Source organism: Streptomyces pactum, assembly GCF_002005225.1.
In the GTDB taxonomy this organism is placed as follows: domain Bacteria; phylum Actinomycetota; class Actinomycetes; order Streptomycetales; family Streptomycetaceae; genus Streptomyces; species Streptomyces pactum_A.
Genome location: NZ_CP019724.1, coordinates 7,512,571 through 7,528,672, shown reverse-complemented (window position 1 = coordinate 7,528,672; position 16,102 = coordinate 7,512,571). Strand labels below are relative to the sequence as shown.

13 protein-coding genes and 1 pseudogene are annotated in these 16,102 nt (G+C 70.6%); 3 read left to right on the top strand and 11 right to left on the bottom strand.

Annotated elements, in window-relative coordinates; translation table 11 throughout:
- Positions 1-548: 548 nt before the first annotated feature.
- From B1H29_RS38265 to B1H29_RS32820, 6 genes are all read right to left on the bottom strand, one after another.
- Positions 549-716 carry a transposase family protein gene (locus tag B1H29_RS38265; protein ID WP_159027864.1) on the bottom strand — a complete coding sequence of 56 codons (168 nt, stop codon included), beginning with the start codon at positions 714-716 and terminating at the stop codon, positions 549-551.
- A 327-nt stretch (positions 717-1,043) separates the two neighbouring features.
- Complete coding sequence (locus B1H29_RS32840; protein WP_055420490.1) at positions 1,044-1,739, bottom strand: response regulator transcription factor; 696 nt, start codon at positions 1,737-1,739, stop codon at positions 1,044-1,046.
- Positions 1,736-2,977, bottom strand: a complete 1,242-nt coding sequence (locus tag B1H29_RS32835; protein ID WP_055420491.1) for a sensor histidine kinase — start codon at positions 2,975-2,977, stop codon at positions 1,736-1,738. The genes B1H29_RS32840 and B1H29_RS32835 overlap by 4 nt, the downstream gene beginning before the upstream one ends.
- Positions 2,978-3,073: 96 nt before the next feature.
- Positions 3,074-5,287, bottom strand: a complete 2,214-nt coding sequence (locus tag B1H29_RS32830) for an MMPL family transporter (RefSeq protein ID WP_159027863.1) — start codon at positions 5,285-5,287, stop codon at positions 3,074-3,076.
- A 608-nt stretch (positions 5,288-5,895) separates the two neighbouring features.
- On the bottom strand, positions 5,896-6,105 hold the full coding sequence (locus B1H29_RS32825; RefSeq protein WP_159027862.1) for a hypothetical protein: 210 nt from the start codon (positions 6,103-6,105) through the stop codon (positions 5,896-5,898).
- On the bottom strand, positions 6,102-7,751 hold the full coding sequence (locus B1H29_RS32820) for a glycoside hydrolase family 27 protein (protein WP_055420494.1): 1,650 nt from the start codon (positions 7,749-7,751) through the stop codon (positions 6,102-6,104). The genes B1H29_RS32825 and B1H29_RS32820 overlap by 4 nt, the downstream gene beginning before the upstream one ends.
- A gap of 357 nt (positions 7,752-8,108) precedes the next feature.
- Between B1H29_RS32820 and B1H29_RS32815 the strand changes: the two are divergent.
- A pseudogene (locus tag B1H29_RS32815) lies at positions 8,109-8,801 on the top strand (family 43 glycosylhydrolase); the annotation flags it as partial.
- A gap of 159 nt (positions 8,802-8,960) precedes the next feature.
- On the opposite strand, the gene B1H29_RS32810 reads toward B1H29_RS32815, so the two are convergent.
- Entirely contained in the window at positions 8,961-9,974 is a 1,014-nt protein-coding gene (locus B1H29_RS32810; RefSeq protein ID WP_055420495.1) for a LacI family DNA-binding transcriptional regulator, read from the bottom strand.
- 207 nt (positions 9,975-10,181) lie between these two features.
- Between B1H29_RS32810 and B1H29_RS32805 the strand changes: the two genes are divergently transcribed.
- Positions 10,182-11,147, top strand: coding sequence for a glycoside hydrolase family 6 protein (locus B1H29_RS32805; RefSeq protein ID WP_055420496.1), 966 nt, complete (start codon positions 10,182-10,184; stop codon positions 11,145-11,147).
- Here the strand turns inward: B1H29_RS32805 and B1H29_RS32800 are convergent.
- The 3 genes from B1H29_RS32800 to B1H29_RS39950 form a co-directional block, all read right to left on the bottom strand.
- Positions 11,141-11,578 carry a transposase gene (locus tag B1H29_RS32800; RefSeq protein ID WP_432280064.1) on the bottom strand — a complete coding sequence of 146 codons (438 nt, stop codon included), beginning with the start codon at positions 11,576-11,578 and terminating at the stop codon, positions 11,141-11,143. The genes B1H29_RS32805 and B1H29_RS32800 overlap by 7 nt on opposite strands.
- Before the next feature lie 383 nt (positions 11,579-11,961).
- On the bottom strand, positions 11,962-12,084 hold the full coding sequence (locus B1H29_RS39955) for a hypothetical protein (RefSeq protein WP_267891969.1): 123 nt from the start codon (positions 12,082-12,084) through the stop codon (positions 11,962-11,964).
- Positions 12,085-12,138: 54 nt separating this feature from the next.
- Positions 12,139-12,270: a hypothetical protein gene (locus tag B1H29_RS39950; RefSeq protein ID WP_267891970.1), complete on the bottom strand. Its 132-nt coding sequence runs from the start codon at positions 12,268-12,270 to the stop codon at positions 12,139-12,141.
- Between the two features lie 297 nt (positions 12,271-12,567).
- Between B1H29_RS39950 and B1H29_RS32790 the strand changes: the two genes are divergently transcribed.
- Positions 12,568-13,965: an MFS transporter gene (locus B1H29_RS32790; protein ID WP_055420498.1), complete on the top strand. Its 1,398-nt coding sequence runs from the start codon at positions 12,568-12,570 to the stop codon at positions 13,963-13,965.
- A gap of 42 nt (positions 13,966-14,007) precedes the next feature.
- Here B1H29_RS32790 and B1H29_RS32785 read toward each other — a convergent pair whose 3' ends face one another.
- Positions 14,008-16,008, bottom strand: coding sequence for a helix-turn-helix domain-containing protein (locus B1H29_RS32785; protein ID WP_055420499.1), 2,001 nt, complete (start codon positions 16,006-16,008; stop codon positions 14,008-14,010).
- Positions 16,009-16,102 lie beyond the last annotated feature (94 nt).

Sequence of the window (16,102 nt, the reverse complement as noted above, 5' to 3'; positions counted from 1 at the left end):
CGGGGCACTGAAACTCCGGGTGGGTCGGTGGTCGCAGCCACGACGGAGCTTCAATGGTCCCTGACGGAAGACTTTTCTGGCGCCAGCCCCCGCCCTGCCTCCCCGCAGGGTTCCGTCGTCTCACTGCTGCAATGTTGACAGCGGATGCGATCGCAGATCCGTCGTCCCCACAAGCAAAGCAGGCACCTGCTGAGTGACGAGCCGAACGTGTCCTGTGCGCCAGCGCGTTCGACCTCATGGCGAAGCCGCACCGGAGTGCTCCGGTGCGGCTTCGCCGCTCACGGATCCGCGCAGAGCTCCCGCCCGGACGGACCTCGGTGGGGTCTCGCCGTATCACCCGCGTATCACAGACGCCCCTATAACGCGGGGGCGCGGGAAACTGGTCTGACCAGGTTAAAGACCTCGCGGGGCGATGAGGGCATCTGGCCCGTTCCCTCCGGCGGACCCAGTGGGCGACTCCATGACCGGATCGTGGCCGAGAACAGATGAGAGGGCGGTGATGCGCCGATAGCTGATCTCGACCTCCCCCGCCCTGCGCACCAGCGGTTTCAGCTCGGCTCGGTGAGCCCTTCCACCTGCTCGACGAACGTGCGGCGTCCGCACTCCGACGCCCGGCACCTGAACCGCCGCACCGCCAGGTCGATCACGACCCTCCGACCGGCGATGGCCAGGTCGGCCAGGCGCCGCCGGTACCCGCCGTGGACGCGTGCGGACACCTGCCACAGCCTGGGCAGGCCGCCTCCCGGGTTACCGTCCGCGCGGCGAAGGCCAGCGCGGCATCGTCCACCACAACCTCCTCGACCACCACAGATGACAGATGGCCAAAGGCCGTCGAGAGCACGTAGCAATCACACGAACGGCCATCCTTCCAGCAGCCTGTGACTGCCCGTCACCGAACCACAAGAAGTGGATCAGAGCCGAACGAAGCGGCCGTTGACAGCTATCCGCGGGAAGACCTCAGACAGATCCGGCCGCCGACGATCCGTCAGCCGTCCATCAGGGTCGACCGAGGCTCAGCGCCGGTTTTCGTTCCGCTGGAATTCCTATACCGCGGTGGGGGCCCCGTTCGCCCCTCCCGCCTGGACCAGGCCCGTCTGGTACGCGATGACGACGAGCTGTGCCCGGTCGCGGGCGTTGAGCTTCGTCATCGCGCGGTGGATGTGCGTCCGTGCCGTCAGTGGGCTGACCACCAGCAGCTCGGCGATCTCCGCGTTGGACTTGCCCTCGGCCGCCAGCGCCATCACTTGCCGTTCCCGTCCGGTGAGGTCGGCGAGCCGTTCCGGGGGCACCAGGTGGGTGCCGGGGGCCGGGGAGGTGAGGAAGCGGGTGATCAGGGTGCGGGTGGCGCCGGGGGAGAGCAGCGCCTCCCCGGAGGCCACCGTGCGGATGCCGGCCAGCAGGGCGTCCGCGGTGACGTCCTTGCCGAGGAAGCCGCTGGCCCCGGCTCTCAGCGCCTGGGCGACGTAGTCCTCGGTCTCGAAGGTGGTCAGGATCAGCACGCGGGTGGTCGCCAGCTCCGGATCGGCGCAGATCGCCGCGGTGCCGGACAGACCGTCCGTCCCGGGCATGCGGATGTCCATGAGCACCACGTCCGGGTGGTGGGTACGGGCCAGCTCCAGCGCCTCCGCCCCGTCGGACGCCTCCCCGACGACATCCATGTCCGGACAGGAGTCGATCAGGATGCGGAACGTGGCCCGCAGCAGGGCCTGGTCGTCCGCGAGCAGCACCTCCACGGTCATGGAGACTCTCCTTCGACGGCGGCGGCCGGTTGCAGCGGCAGCGCGGTGGTGACCTCGAAGCCACCCTCGGGGCGAGGGCCCGCGCACAGGTCGCCACCGATGGACTGGGCGCGCTCCCGCATGCCCCGCAGCCCGAAGCCGCCGGACGTCCCGTTGACGGCGGTGGCGGTGGCCGGGCCGTCGTTGCTGACGGTGATGAGCAGCCGGGAGTCGGCGTAGGTGAAGCTGACGTGGGCGGCGCGTTCGGGGGCGTGCTTGGCGACGTTGGTGAGGGCCTCCTGCACGATCCGGTACGCGGTCAGGTCCACGCCCGGCGTCAGCGGGCGGCGCACGCCCTCCTGGTGGACGACGACTTCCAGGCCCGCCGAGCGGTAGGAGTCGATCAGCTCGGGAAGGCGGGCGAGCCCCGGCGCCGGTTCCAGGCCCTCGCCCTTGGGCCGGTCGTCCTGGCGCAGCAGGCCCAGGGTGGCCTTGAGCTCGCGCAGCGCCGAGGAGGTGGTGCCGGTGAGGTCGTCGAGGATCTTCCGGCTCTGCTCGGGGTTGCTGCGCGAGAGGTGGGCGGCGGTGCCGGCCTGGGCGTTGGCGAGGGCCAGGTGGTGGGCTACGACGTCGTGCAGCTCGCGGGCGATGCGCATGCGTTCCTCGGTGACCCGCAGCCGGGCCTCCTCCTCCCGGGTGCGTTCGGCGTGCTCGGCGCGGGCCTTGACCGCTTCGAGGTAGTCGCCGCGCAGCCGGGCCAGGCTGCCGCCGACGAGCGGCAGGGCCATCCAGAACACCGGGCCGATCACGGTCAGGACCGGGGAGAGGTCGCGCATGCCGTCGGAGAACAGGTGCACGGTCAGCAGGGCCACCGTGACGACGAGCGCGTACAGGCGGACGGTCCGGCGGTCGCACAGGACGGCCAGCCAGTACATCGCGGCGAGCAGCGGGGCCAGCAGCATCGGGGTGAGCAGGTAGCCGCGCGCGATCGCGGCGATGGTCACCCCGGCGACCACGACCACGACCGTGCGGGTGTGGGTGCGGTACTTCAGCAGGACGAAGCAGGACAGGCCGAGCATGACCTCCAGCGACTTCCCCGCCTCCGGGCTGTTGACGCCGGGGAGGCTGAGCTGGGTGCCGAAGGAGGCACAGCCGATGAGGGCCAGCACCACCATCACGTCCAGGAAGCGGGGGAAGCGCGGGAAGCGCGACGCGTACTGCTCCACGCGCTCGGTGTAGCGCTCCAGGCTGCTGCTCATGGTCGGCTCTCTCGACGAGGGGACTGGCATCCATGGTGGACGATGCGAAGCCGCCCGGGTCGCTGGGACGACCCCGGGCGGCTCCTGCGCACCCGGTCAGGCGCGGGCGAGGTCCTTCTCGGCCGGTTCCGCCTCGGGCTCGGTCGGGCGGGTCAGCGCCTCGCCCTCCACATCGACCCGGGGCAGGATCCGGTCCAGCCACTTCGGCAGCCACCAGGCCCGCTCGCCGAGCAGGGCGAGGACGGCCGGGACGATCGCCATCCGGACCACGAAGGCGTCGAGCAGGACGGCCGAGGCGAGGCCGAAGCCGATCATCTTGATCATGGCGTCGCTCTCCCCGATGAACCCGGAGAACACCGCGATCATGATCAGCGCGGCGGCCACGACGACCCGGGCGCTGTGCTGGAACCCGGAGGTCACGGCCTGGGCGGGCCGCTCGCCGTGGACGTACGCCTCGCGCATCCGCGAGACCAGGAAGACCTCGTAGTCCATGGCGAGGCCGAAGACGATGCCCACCAGGAAGATCGGCATCAGGCTCATGATGGGGCCGGTGGTCTCCACGCCCAGCAGGTCGGCGCCGTGGCCCTGCTGGAAGACCACGACCACCGCGCCGAGCGAGGCGAGCACCGAGAGCAGGAAGCCGGCGGCCGCCTTCAACGGGACCAGGACCGAGCGGAAGACCACCAGCAGCAGGATCACGGCGAGCCCGACCACCACGAGCAGGTACGGCACCAGCGCGGACTGCACCTTCTCGGAGATGTCTATGTTCATCGCGGTAGTGCCGGTGACCTCGAAGGTCGCCCCGGCCTCGGACTCGATGCCGGGCCGGTCGCCGCGGACGGTGTTGACCAGGTCCTTGGTCTCCTGGTCGGTCGGCGCGGTGGTGGGGACGACGGAGAAGACGGCCGTGTCACCGGATTCGTTGAACTGGGCCCGCGACACCGACACCACGCCCTCGGTGCCGCCGATTCGCTCGGAGACGGTCTCGGCCGCGGCCTTCGGGTCGTCGGCGCCCTCGGCGTCCACGACCACGGTCAGCGGTCCATTGAAGCCAGGCCCGAAGCCCTCGGCGAGCGCATCGTAGGCCCGCCGCTGGGTGGTCTCCGTGGACTTGGCCTCGTCGCCCGGCATACCGAGCTGAAGGTCGGTCATCGGCAGCGCCAGGGCGCCGAGGCCCGCGACGGCGGCGAGCAGCACGGGCAGCGGGCGGCGCAGCACGAAGCTCGCCCAGCGGGTGCCGCCGTTGACCTTGCGCGTCTCCCGCGGCGTGCCGCCCGCTCGGCGAGCCTTGCGGTCCTTGCGGGTCAGTACGGCGTTGGGCCAGAAGCCGAGCAAGGCCGGGACCAGGGTCAGCGCGATGAGGACGCCGACGACGACCGCGCCCGCCGCGCCCAGGCCCATCTCGGTCAGCATCGGGATGCCGACGACGGAGAGACCGGCGAGCGCGATGACGACGGTGAGCCCGGCGAAGACCACGGCGGAGCCCGCGGTGCCGGTGGCGAGGGCGACGGCCTCCTGGGGCGCCCGCCCCTTGGCGCGCTCCTCGCGGTAGCGGGAGACGATGAACAGGGCGTAGTCGATGCCGACGGCCAGGCCCAGCATGATCGCCAGCGTGCTGGTGGTGTCGGTCAGGCCCAGCGGACCGGCCAGGGCCGTGATGGCGAACAGGCTGATGCCGACGCCGATGAGCGCGGTGAGCAGCGGGATTCCGGCGGCGGCCAGTGAGCCGAAGGTGATCAGCAGGACGACCGCGGCGACGGCGATGCCGATCGCCTCGGCGGCGCCGCTGGGTCCGCCCGTGTCCTCCATGGCGTCGCCGCCTGCCTCGACGGTGAGCCCGGAGTCACGGGCGTGCTCGAGCGACTCGTCCAGGTGGCTGCGGCTGGCGTCGGTGAGTCCGGAGGCGTCGACCTTGTAGGTCACGGTCGTGTACGCGGTGGAGCCGTCCTCGCTGACCGCGCCGGACTCGTACGGGTCGACGGTGCTCGCGACCTGCGTGCCGTCCCCGAGTTCGGCTATCGCGGCCTCGACGGCCTTCTTGTTCTCGGTGGCGGTGACCTTCTCGCCGTTCGGCGAGACGAAGACGACGCGGGCGGTCGCGCCGTCGGCGGCGGCGCCGGGGAACCGCTCCTCCATCAGGTCGAAGGCTTCCTGCGATTCGATCCCCGGCATGGAGAAGGGTTCCTCCTCCGCCTCCGGCGCGGTCATGCCGGCGAGTCCTACGGCGGCCAGCACGGCGGCCCAGACAAGGGCGACGGTCCAGCGTCGCCTGAAGGTCAAGCGGCCCATTCGATACAGAAAAGCAGCCACGGGGAGGTCTCCACATCCGGGTCTCGAAGGTGCCTCCAGACTCCTGAAGAGGGGGGTGTCCTGTCGTCGTGCGGCTGCCGACACTGCGCGGTACTGAATCCGCGGTACTACGCCCTCCGCGGGTCCCACCCGGGGACGAGAGCGGGTCGGTCTCAGGTAGCGGGGTTGAGTTCCTCAACCCTGAGAACGGCACCGGCGGTCATCCCGCTACAGCGTCCGGACGGCAGGGGTCGCGCGTCTCCGTCCACCGGTGCCGCCTTCCCCCGTCTCTCTGTCTTTCCGGGAGTACACCCATGCCGGCGCGCGGCAGCGAGTACGGCATGGACGACGGGGAGGCAGCCCAGCGGATCGCTGCCTGGACCGGCAACTGCGACGGCGAATCCGCCATGTACGCCACCGCGTGTGGCCTTCGCCAAGGAGACAGCCCGGACTGAAGTGACCCCTCAGGTCCCGACACCTGGCAGCAAGAGTGCGGTTGGAGCGCTACGCAGACGGTCGCGGGCTGCTCGACGACGCACTGCCTCACCGCGTCGGGAACCACGGTGACGGGCACGACGTCCTGAGCCGGGACCGTGCCCGCCCGGAGATCTCCCGGGCGGACACGGCGCTCAGCCGCAGGCGGTGCCGTGCAGGGTGCAGGTGCTCGGCGGGGAGGTGTTGCCGGTGTGGGTGGCCGGCCTGGAAGCCGATGCACCGACGCCCGGGGCCCCGCCGCAGCCGGAGCCGGGGCCGGCCGTGCCGGCCGATGCGGCAGCCGTGCGGGAGGCCGTGGCCAGGGTGTTGTCGCTCCGGCCATGACCCAGTGCCGTGTCGCTCACGCGCGGGTCCACTTCTGGTTGGCCTGGCCGTTGCAGGTCCACAGCACCAGCGGGGTCCCGTTGGCGGTGCCGGCCCCGTTGGCGTCGAGGCACAGTCCGGAGCGGACGTTGCGGATCGAGCCGTCGGAGCCGACGGTCCACTTCTGGTTGTTCTGGCCGTTGCAGGGCCAGGTGATGACACGGGTGCCGTTCGTGGTGCCCCGGTTGTAGGCGTCCAGGCACTTGTCGCCGTAGACGCGGATCTCGCCGCCCGCCCATGTGGTCCACAGCTGGTTGGCGGCCGTGTGGCAGTCCCACAGCAGAGTCGCGGCGCCGGCGGCCGTGGAGGCGTTGTCCACGTCCACGCAGCGGCCGGAGGCGTTGCCCCGCAGGCGTGAGGTGGTGGCGGCCAGCGGGCTGCCGCCGCTCACCCGGTACGCGGCGACGCCGTGCGCGGGGACGCTCGCCGAGATCTGCCCGGACGTGCTCGACGTGCCGCCGGTCCACAGGTCGGTGAGGGTGAACGGTCCTCCGCTCAGGCCGATCTGGGCGGCCGTCGTGGTGACCGTCGCCGCGCTCCCGCCCCGGTTGAACAGCCCCACCGCGACCGAACCGTCCGCCAGGGGCTTGGCGAACACCTCGATGTCGCCGTCGTCGCGCACCCTGCGTCCGCCCGCGCCCTGGGAGTCCTGGTTCACCGCCAGCAGGCGCGGGTTGCGCAGGATCGCGCTGACGTCGGCGGACATCGTGCGGATGTCGTTGCCGGCCATCAGCGGGGCACTCATCAGCGCCCACAGGGCGAAGTGGGAGCGGGACTCGGTCAGCGACAGGCCGGGGCGGCCGACGACCAGCATGTCGGGGTCGTTCCAGTGCCCCGGGCCGGACTGTGCGGCCAGCGGCGCATTGACGTCCAGGACGTTGCCGACGCCCATCGGGTAGCTGTTGGTGTTGCCGTTCTGCCAGATGTCGAGCAGGTCCTCGGTCGTCCGCCACAGGTCGGCGACCTCGCCCCAGTTGTACGTGGACCCCGTGATGGCGTGGAAACTGTTGGGGTTGATGCTGTAGACGATCGGCCGACCGGTGGCGCGCAGGGCATCACGCATCAGCTTGAACCGCGCGACCTGCTCGTCACGCGTGCCGCTCGAGGAACACCAGTCGTACTTGAGGTAGTCGACCCCCCACGTGGCGAACGTGGCGGCGTCCTGGACCTCGTGGCCCCTGCTGCCCGTGGAGCCCGGGTATGTGCCCACGGTCTGCGCGCAGGTGCGCTCGCCCGGCACCTGGTAGATGCCGAACTTCAGGCCCTTGCTGTGGATGTAGTCCCCGAGGGCCTTCATCCCGCTCGGGAACTTCGTCGGGTTGGCCCGCAGGTTGCCCTGCGCGTCACGCTGCGGGTCGAACCAGCAGTCGTCGACCACCACGTACCGGTAGCCGGCGTCCCGCATGCCCGAGGACACCATCGCGTCGGCGGCCTGACGGACCTGGGACTCGGTGATTCCGCACCCGAAGCTGTTCCAGCTGTTCCACCCAAGCGGTGGGGTGAGCGCCGGACTGCCCGGCGCGGCCGTCGTGGCGGTGGACTGCCCTGAGGCCGTCACGGACGCGGTCACCGTCAGCGCGGCGGCCGTGAGGAGGCGGAACAGCCGTCCGCCTGATCGTCTGGGCACCCGGAACTCCTTCGGCAGGCAAGAGAGAGGAGAGGAGAGGAGAAGTTCGAAATATCGATTGACGTTCGGAAACTTCAGATGCCCCACGGATACTAGAGAGGCGTCCGGTCATGTCAACACCTCCTGGAGGAACAGGTTTTGTCGCGTAATCAGCAAGGGAGTAAGGCTGAGGCGCACTGGCTCCGCCCCAGCCGCTTCGAACATTTCGAAGCGGCGCACGACTATATGCGAGAAGGGTTGACGGGGTACGCCAACCTCCTATCATCCAGAATGCTCGACAAGTCGCACTACGTTCGACATTTCAAACGCGACAGAGCCGCTCCGATCGAAAAACTCGAGGTGAACACCTCCTTGAATCTGTCATGTCCGCATCAACCCCTCACTCGTCGCCGCACGCTCGCGGCCGCCACCGGCCTGGCCGCCGGCGCCCTCCTCCCCGCCGGGCCCGCCCTCGCGACCGCGGCGCAGTACACGAACCCGGTGATCTGGCAGGACTTCGCGGACATCGACATCATCCGTGTCGGCGACACCTACTACGCCTCGGCCTCGACGATGCACTACTCGCCGGGCGCGCCCGTTCTGCGGTCGTACGACCTGATGAACTGGGAGATCGCCGGCCATTCGGTACCCGTCCTCGACTTCGGCGCCAAGTACGACCTGAACGGCGCCCGCGGCTATGTCAGAGGAATCTGGGCATCGTCACTGGCCTACCGGCCCAGCAACAGGACCCTCTACTGGCTCGGCCAGATCGACTTCGCCCGGACGTACCTCTACAACGCCACCGCGGTGGAGGGGCCGTGGAACAGGCTGACGACGATCAGCACCCCTTACTACGACGCCGGCCTGCTCGTCGACACCGATGACACCCTCTACGTGGCGTACGGCAACACCACCATCAGCGTGGCCCAGCTCTCGCCCGACGGCCGCAACCAGGTCCGTACGCAGGAGGTGTTCAGGACACCGTCCAGCGTCGGCACCTTGGAGGGCGCCCGGTTCTACAAGATCAACGAGCAGTACTACATCTTCCTGACCCGCCCCGCGAACGGCCAAGGGGCAGGCTGCAACCAGTACCCAAGCCATCGGATCGGACGGCAGTCGCTGCTTCCGCTGCTGAACCTCGACCACCCTGGCCGGCTCCCTGGACGCCCCGCGCCGCGTCCGAGAGCAACCCGTTCGGACCGGAGCCCGCCCCTCCCGGACAATGAGGAGTCAGGCGCTGGCCCGGAGGGCCAGGCGGGTGGGGAGGACCAGCGGGGTGGGGTCCTGCCCGTTGACGAGCGCGACGAGCATGCGCGCCATCTCCCGTCCGAGAGCCTCTACAGGCTGATGGACGGTGGTGAGCGGCGGATCGGCGATCTGGGCGGCCGTCAGGTCATCGAAGCCGACCACGGCGACGTCGGCGGGGACCCGTCGGCCGGCCTCCCGCACGGTGCGCAGCGCTCCCGCCGCCATGTTGTCGTTGGCGGCGAACACTCCGTCCACGTCGGGGTGTTCCGCCAGCAGCGCGGCCATGGCGGCGGCTCCGCTGCGCTCCGTGAAGTCCCCCTCCAGCGGCGGGAAGGGATCGAGACCGGCGCCCAGCATGGCGTCCCGGTAGCCGCGGTACCGGGCGCGCCCGGCCTCGGTGTCCAGACGTCCGCAGATCACGGCCACGCGCCTCCGGCCGAGTGAGACCAGATGCTCGGTCGCCTCGCGCGCTCCGCCGACGTTGTCCACGTCCACGTACCACCGGGGAGCAGAACCGACCGGGCGCCCGCCGAACACGACGGGCATCTGCGCCTCGTCGGCCATCCGGGTCAGCGGATCGTCCTCGCGCAGCGCCATCAGCATCACACCGTCCGCGCCCCTGGACCGCAGGAGCTCCTCGACCCGCTTGCGGCCCCGGTCGGAAGCGGCCAGGCACAGCATCAGATGCAGGTCCGCCTCGTCCAGGGCGGCCGACGCCCCCACGATCACCCGGGCGAAGAACGGATCGGCGAAGATCGACGGATCCTCTCCCGAGACGACCAGGGCGGCCGCTCCCGTCTGACGGGTGGCCAGCGCGCGGGCGGTCGGATTGGGTACGTAACCGAGTTGCCGCACGGCCCGTTCGACAGCCTCGCGCTTGGCGCGGCTGACGTGCGGGGCGTTGTTGAGGGCGCGGGAGGCCACGGAGCGGGAAACACCGGCGCGTTCGGCCACCTCGTCGAGCGTCGGATGCCGACGCGGCGCTGCTTCTGCCATGGCTCGTGAGTCTTTCACAGGCGGGGAGCACTCAGGGACGCAGGGATGGGACCGCTTCCAGTGCAGCGGCCTACAGGACCTACGTTTCCCTGTGAAAGTCGAATGCTGCGCCGACTATTGACAGCTCATCCGCCCACTCACACGATTGGGATCGCTTCCAGTGGGAGCGCTCCCAAAGCGCACATCCTCTGAAACCGAGGTACTGTCTTGAGCCGCAGACTCCGCACCCTGATGGCAGCGCTCTGTGCTCTGCCGCTGGCGTTCGCCGCCGCACCCTCCGCCCACGCGGCCGACCCCACCACCATGACCAACGGGTTCTACGTGGACCCCGACTCGAGCGCGAGGCGGTGGGCGGCCGCCAACCCCGGCGACGGCCGGGCCGCCGCGATCAACGCCTCCATCGCCAACACACCTATGGCCCGCTGGTTCGGCTCCTGGAGCGGCACCATCAGCACCGCAACAGGTGCCTACGTCGGAGCGGCGGACTACCGGGACAAGCTGCCCATCCTCGTCGCCTACAACATCTACCACCGTGACTACTGCGGCGGGCACTCCGCCGGCGGAGCCGCCTCGCCGTCCGCCTACGCCGGCTGGATCGCTCAGTTCGCCGGAGGCATCGCGGCCCGCCCGGCCGTCGTCATCCTCGAACCGGACTCCCTCGGAGACTACGGCTGCATGACCCAGGCCCAGATCGACGAACGCGAGGCCATGCTCACCGGTGCCCTCGCCGAGTTCAACCGCCAAGCCCCCAACACCTGGGTCTACATGGACGCCGGCAACCCGCGCTGGGCCGACGCGGCGACCATGGCCCGGCGCCTCCACGAAGCCGGCCTCCGACAGGCCCACGGCTTTTCGCTCAACGTCTCCAACTACATCACCACCGCCGAGAACACCGCCTACGGCAACGCCGTCAACAACGAACTGGCCGCCCGCTACGGCTACACCAAGCCGTTCGTCGTGGACACCAGCCGCAACGGCAACGGCTCCAACGGCCAGTGGTGCAACCCCTCCGGCCGCCGCATCGGCACGCCCACCCGGACGGGCGGAGGCGCCGAAATGCTCCTGTGGATCAAGACCCCGGGCGAGTCCGACGGCAACTGCGGTGTCGGAACCGGCTCCACGGCCGGCCAGTTCCTCCCCGAGGTCGCCTACAAGATGATCTACGGCTACTGATCCAGGACTCCCGCCGCCCGCACAGGCGACCAGCAGTCCGCCGGGGCGGCGGGCACTCCCCCGACCATCTCACCGGAGAGGGGCCGACGTGATCCCCCTTTGAGGGCCTGGACGTGCGATCCGTCTACAGAGCAGTCATCCAGTTCCAGCAGGTCGGCGCGACGCATCCCGGTCAGCAGGGCTGAATGCAGGCGCGGCCGGACTCCGGCCACGGTCCAGTCCCGCAGCCCGCGCCAGGCCGTCACCCCGGACCGGCCCACTACTTCTCTTGGCACGTCGCACCAGGCCACGCCCTTGTGCAGGACGTCAACGATGCCCGCCAGTGCGACCCTGTCCGGCACCGGGAGCCGTCCGGGATGGCGGTGCCGCCGTGGGCGCACCGGCAGCAGCGGGGCTGTCCGGTCCCAGGGATCACCGGGGACAAGGTTCACGTTCACGAGGCTGCAGCTTGCCGGAGAACCCGGTTGAGCACGCCGAGCCGGATCGACATACTCCCCGGATGAAGAGGTGGTCCCAAACTGGCGAGGAGTTGGGCGGCCGCTACTTCTGGTGCTCTGACGGACTGATAGTCCGGGACCCTGGCATCGACTGCATGACACGGGTACTCGCCGGCCCGCTCGAAACCGGTGACCTCACGCAGGTTCTTCAGCGACTCGATGGCGAGTAGCCAGTGCCCTCATCCCGCCACGACGGGCCTTGGGCGCCCGCTCGTCGATGCGCACACGGTGCTGATGCCGGGCGAGGCTATCTCGACCAGGGACACTCCGCGCACGGCGTACACGGAGCGGGACCTGTACGTCAGTGAGGAGACCGCTCAGGCCATCAGGGAGGCCGAGGAGGAGGGTTCCCCGCAGCGGCGCACCGCGATGCGGCTGTTCGAGGCATGGTGTGCGGAGCAGGGGAGGGTGGCGAAGTCGTGCACGACGGCGACGTACACCGAGTACGGCCGTCACCACATGGCGCAGGGCCTGAAGGTCACCACGATCCGGCACTACATGTCCCTGGTCCGTACGTCGATGCCGGCGGGGAAGAAGCCGGACAACAGCCTGTATCGGGCGCTGTTGGCGCAGTACCGGCGGAAGAACAAGCGGGCGCTGCGCAGGAAGGAGGCGTTCCCGCTCACGCTGCCGTACCTGGTGCCGATGATGGAGAAGGCGGAGGCGGCCGGCCGGCCGATCGGCTGGCGGGATGCGGCGATGTTCGCTCCGCACCGTCGAATCACCCTGAACTGCGCGTCCCGAACGGCACTCGTTTCGACCACCACCGATCCCCTGAGACACCTTTCCCTCAGCCGGCATGGTGGCCGCGCGCATAGCCGACCCTCGAACTATGTTGCGCCGCCACATGTGCGCTTGACCTGCGGTTTCCTACGGTATGGCGACACGCAAACGTCCCCGTCACACCCCAGGAAGTGGTGCCGATGTCGTCGCCCGCAACCGCTCCGCCAGCTCCGAACAACCTCAAGCGCATCGTCGCCGCGTCCCTCATCGGCACCACCATCGAGTGGTACGACTTCTTCCTCTACGGCTCCGCCGCCGCCCTCGTCTTCAACAGGCTGTTCTTCCCGGACTCCGACCCACTGGTCGGCACGCTGCTGTCGTTCCTGACGTACGCCGTCGGGTTCGCCGCACGTCCGCTGGGGGCCCTGGTGTTCGGGCACTACGGTGACCGGATCGGGCGCAAGAAGCTCCTCGTGCTGAGCCTGTTGATGATGGGCGGGGCAACCTTCGCGATCGGCCTGCTCCCCACGCACGCGACCATCGGCACGGCCGCTCCCGTGCTGCTGACCGTGTTGCGGCTCGTCCAGGGTTTCGCGCTCGGCGGCGAGTGGGGCGGGGCGGTGCTGCTGGTGTCGGAGCACGGGGACGCGCGGCGGCGCGGGTTCTGGGCTTCGTGGCCGCAGACCGGGGCGCCGGCGGGGCAGTTGCTGGCGACCGGCGTGCTGTCGCTGCTGACGGCCGTGCTGTCGGACTCCGCCTTCAACAGTTGGGGCTGGCGGATACCGTTCCTGCTCTCCGGCGTGCTGGTCATGGTCGGTTTGTGGATTCGTCTGTCTGTCGATGAATCGCCCGTCTTCAAGCAGGCGTTGGCGCAGGCGCAGACCCGCAAGACGCAGGCCGAGCCGCTTCCGCTGGTCTCCGTGCTGCGGCACCACTGGCGTGACGTACTGATCGCGATGGGCGCGCGGATGGCGGAGAACATCAGCTACTACGTCATCACGGCCTTCATCCTCGTCTACGCCACCACCTCGGCCGGTGTCTCCGAGCAGTCCGCGCTCAACGCGGTGCTGATCGCCTCGGCCGTGCACTTCGCGGTCATCCCGGCCTGGGGGGCGCTGTCGGACCGGATCGGCCGGCGCCCCGTGTATCTGCTGGGCGCGGCGGGTGTCGGCCTGTGGATGTTCCCGTTCTTCGTACTGATCGACTCCGGTGACTTCGGCAGTCTGCTCCTCGCCGTGACCGTGGGACTGGTGCTGCACGGTGCGATGTACGCGCCCCAGGCGGCCTTCTTCTCCGAGATGTTCGCGACGCGGATGCGCTACTCCGGTGCTTCGATCGGCGCCCAGTTCGCCTCCGTCGCGGCAGGGGCTCCCGCTCCGCTGATCGCCACCGCGCTGCTGTCCGAGTACGACAGTTCCACCCCGGTCTCCCTCTACGTCATCGCCGCGGCCGTGCTGACGCTGATCGCCGTGGGCGTGGCGAAGGAGACCCGGCATCGGGACCTCACCGACGTCATGTCCTGCCACGATCACGAGGCCGGGGACGGGGAGGAGCCGGAGGGGGGTGTCTCCCGGGAGCCGGGGGCGCGCACCATGTGACCTGGCCCGCCACCAACCCCCGTGCGCCCGTGCGTGCGGGGGTCAGTGCGGTGCCGGTATCGACAGCCGGTGGAGCCTGAGGGCCAGTTGTATCTCCAGTGCCCGGTCGGGGCTCTGCCAGTCGTCGCCCAGGAGGCGGCCGACGCGTTCGAGGCGCTGGGCGACCGTGTTGACGTGGACGTGCAGTGCGTCCTTGGTGCGGGCGGGGCTCATGCCGCAGGCGAAGTACGCGTCGAGGGTGCGCAGAAGTTCGGTACCGCGTCGCTCGTCGTAGGCCACGACCTCGCCGATGGTGCGCTCGACGAAGCCGGGGACGTTCTGGTCCCCGGCCAGCAGCAGACCCAGGAAACCGAAGTCCTCGGCGGCGGCACCGTCCCCGGAGCGACCCAGCAGGCGCAGCGCGTCCAGGCAGCGTCTGGCCTCGGTGTAGGCGGCGGCCACGGCGTCGGGATGAGCGGCGAGGTCCTCCACGGGGCCGGAGGCGCCGACGGTGACGGCCTCGTGGACGGCCGTCCCGAGGTGCCTGGCGGTGCGACGGGCCAGGTCCGTGGCACCGCCCCCGGCGGTCAGGGGCAGCAGCAGGACGGTGCCGCCGTCCCGGGCGGCGGCCAGGCCGTGCCGGGTCGCGGCCAGGTGGGAGGCGGCGGCCCACAGGCGTCTGCGCGCGTCCGCCTCCTGGTCGGCGTCGGGTGCGGTGGCGTCGAGGCGGGCGGCGAGTACGACGTGGGTGGCGTCCAGGTCGGCACGCAGCCGTCGGGCGCGGTCGCCCAGCAGGCGCGGATCGCGGTCCCGGGCGTCGAGCAGGTCGTCCAGCAGCTCGCCGCGCACGCGCTGTTCGGCCTCGGCGGCGGAGCGCCGGGCGAGCAGGAGGAGGGAGGTGACCATCGCGGCGCGTTCCAGGGTGAGCTGGTCGACGGGGTCGAGCCCGGGGTGGCCGCGCAGCACGAGGGCGCCGAGCAACTCGTCGCCGGCGGCGACGGCGGCGATCCAGTCGTCCTCGTGCCGCACCGCGTGACCCTCGGCCCGGGACGTCGCCAGGGCCCGCGCCGGCGCCGAGGCGGCCTCGGTGAATTCGACGGTGCCGGCCAGCACCTGGGAGACGGCGGCGGCGACGTCGTGGACACCGCCGCCGCGCAGCACGAGCTCGGCGAGCCGGTCGTGGACGTCCGACGCACGCTCGATCACGCCGCTGCGGTCCCGGATGATCTCGTTGGCCCGCTCCAGGCCGGCGAGGGCCGAGCGGGTCTCGGCGAGCAGGTTCGCGGTGTCGATGGCGGCTGCCGCGAGGGCGGCGAAGGAGCCGAGCAGGGCGATCTGCTCGCGCTCGAAGACGCGGGCGCGCCGGTCCGCGGCGAAGAGCACGCCGATGACGTGGTGGCCGAGCATGAGGGGTACGCCGAGGATCGCGACCAGGCCCTCGTCGTGTACGCCCGCGTCGATGGTGCGGGTGTGCTGGAAGCGGGCGTCCTTGAAGTAGTCGTCGGTGACGTAGGGGCGGGCGGTCTGGGCGACGAGGCCGCCGAGCCCCTCCCCCATGCCGAGCCGCAGTTGCTGGAAGCGGGCCGCGACCGAGCCCTCGGTGACGCGCATGTAGGTGTCGCCGCGGGCCGGGTCGTTGAGGCTGAGGTAGGCCACGTCGGTGCCGAGCAGCGAGCGGGCCCGCTGCACGATCGCGCGCAGGACGGCGTCCAGGTCGCGCAGCCCGGCGAGGTCGTGGGCCGTCTCGAACAGTGCCGACAGCTCGGCCTCACGCCTGCGCCGGCCCTCCAGTTCGGAGCGCACGCGCAGGGCGAGGTCCTTCGCCCGTTCGAGCGCGGCGATCCGCTCGGCCGGTCCCGCCTCGGCGCGGGCGAGCAGCACCGGCTGCTCGTAGGCGTCGGCGGACGCGCCCCGGGCCAGCAGCTCCAGGAACGGCGTCTCGACGGCGGCGGTCGCCGGGTGCACGGCGTCGCCGGCCTCGCGGAGCGACGCTTCGGGCTCCCCGGCCGGCGCTCCGGCGTCGTGGGCGAAGCGCTCGGCGGACTGCACGTGATCGCGGGACATGCTCTCAGGATTCCCCATCGCACGGTCGTCCCGGCAGCCCTGTGGAAAACCCGGGCAGCCGAGGCACCTCCAGGCTCGGTGAGCGGACCGCCAC

Excerpts from the sequence above, each read along its gene's own strand:
- B1H29_RS32840 (WP_055420490.1), bottom strand. The coding sequence starts at position 1,739 with ATGACCGTGGAGGTGCTGCTCGCGGACGACCAGGCCCTGCTGCGGGCC.
- B1H29_RS32835 (WP_055420491.1), bottom strand. The coding sequence starts at position 2,977 with ATGAGCAGCAGCCTGGAGCGCTACACCGAGCGCGTGGAGCAGTACGCG.
- B1H29_RS32810 (WP_055420495.1), bottom strand. The coding sequence starts at position 9,974 with ATGGCAGAAGCAGCGCCGCGTCGGCATCCGACGCTCGACGAGGTGGCC.
- B1H29_RS32790 (WP_055420498.1), top strand. The coding sequence starts at position 12,568 with ATGTCGTCGCCCGCAACCGCTCCGCCAGCTCCGAACAACCTCAAGCGC.
- B1H29_RS32785 (WP_055420499.1), bottom strand. The coding sequence starts at position 16,008 with ATGTCCCGCGATCACGTGCAGTCCGCCGAGCGCTTCGCCCACGACGCC.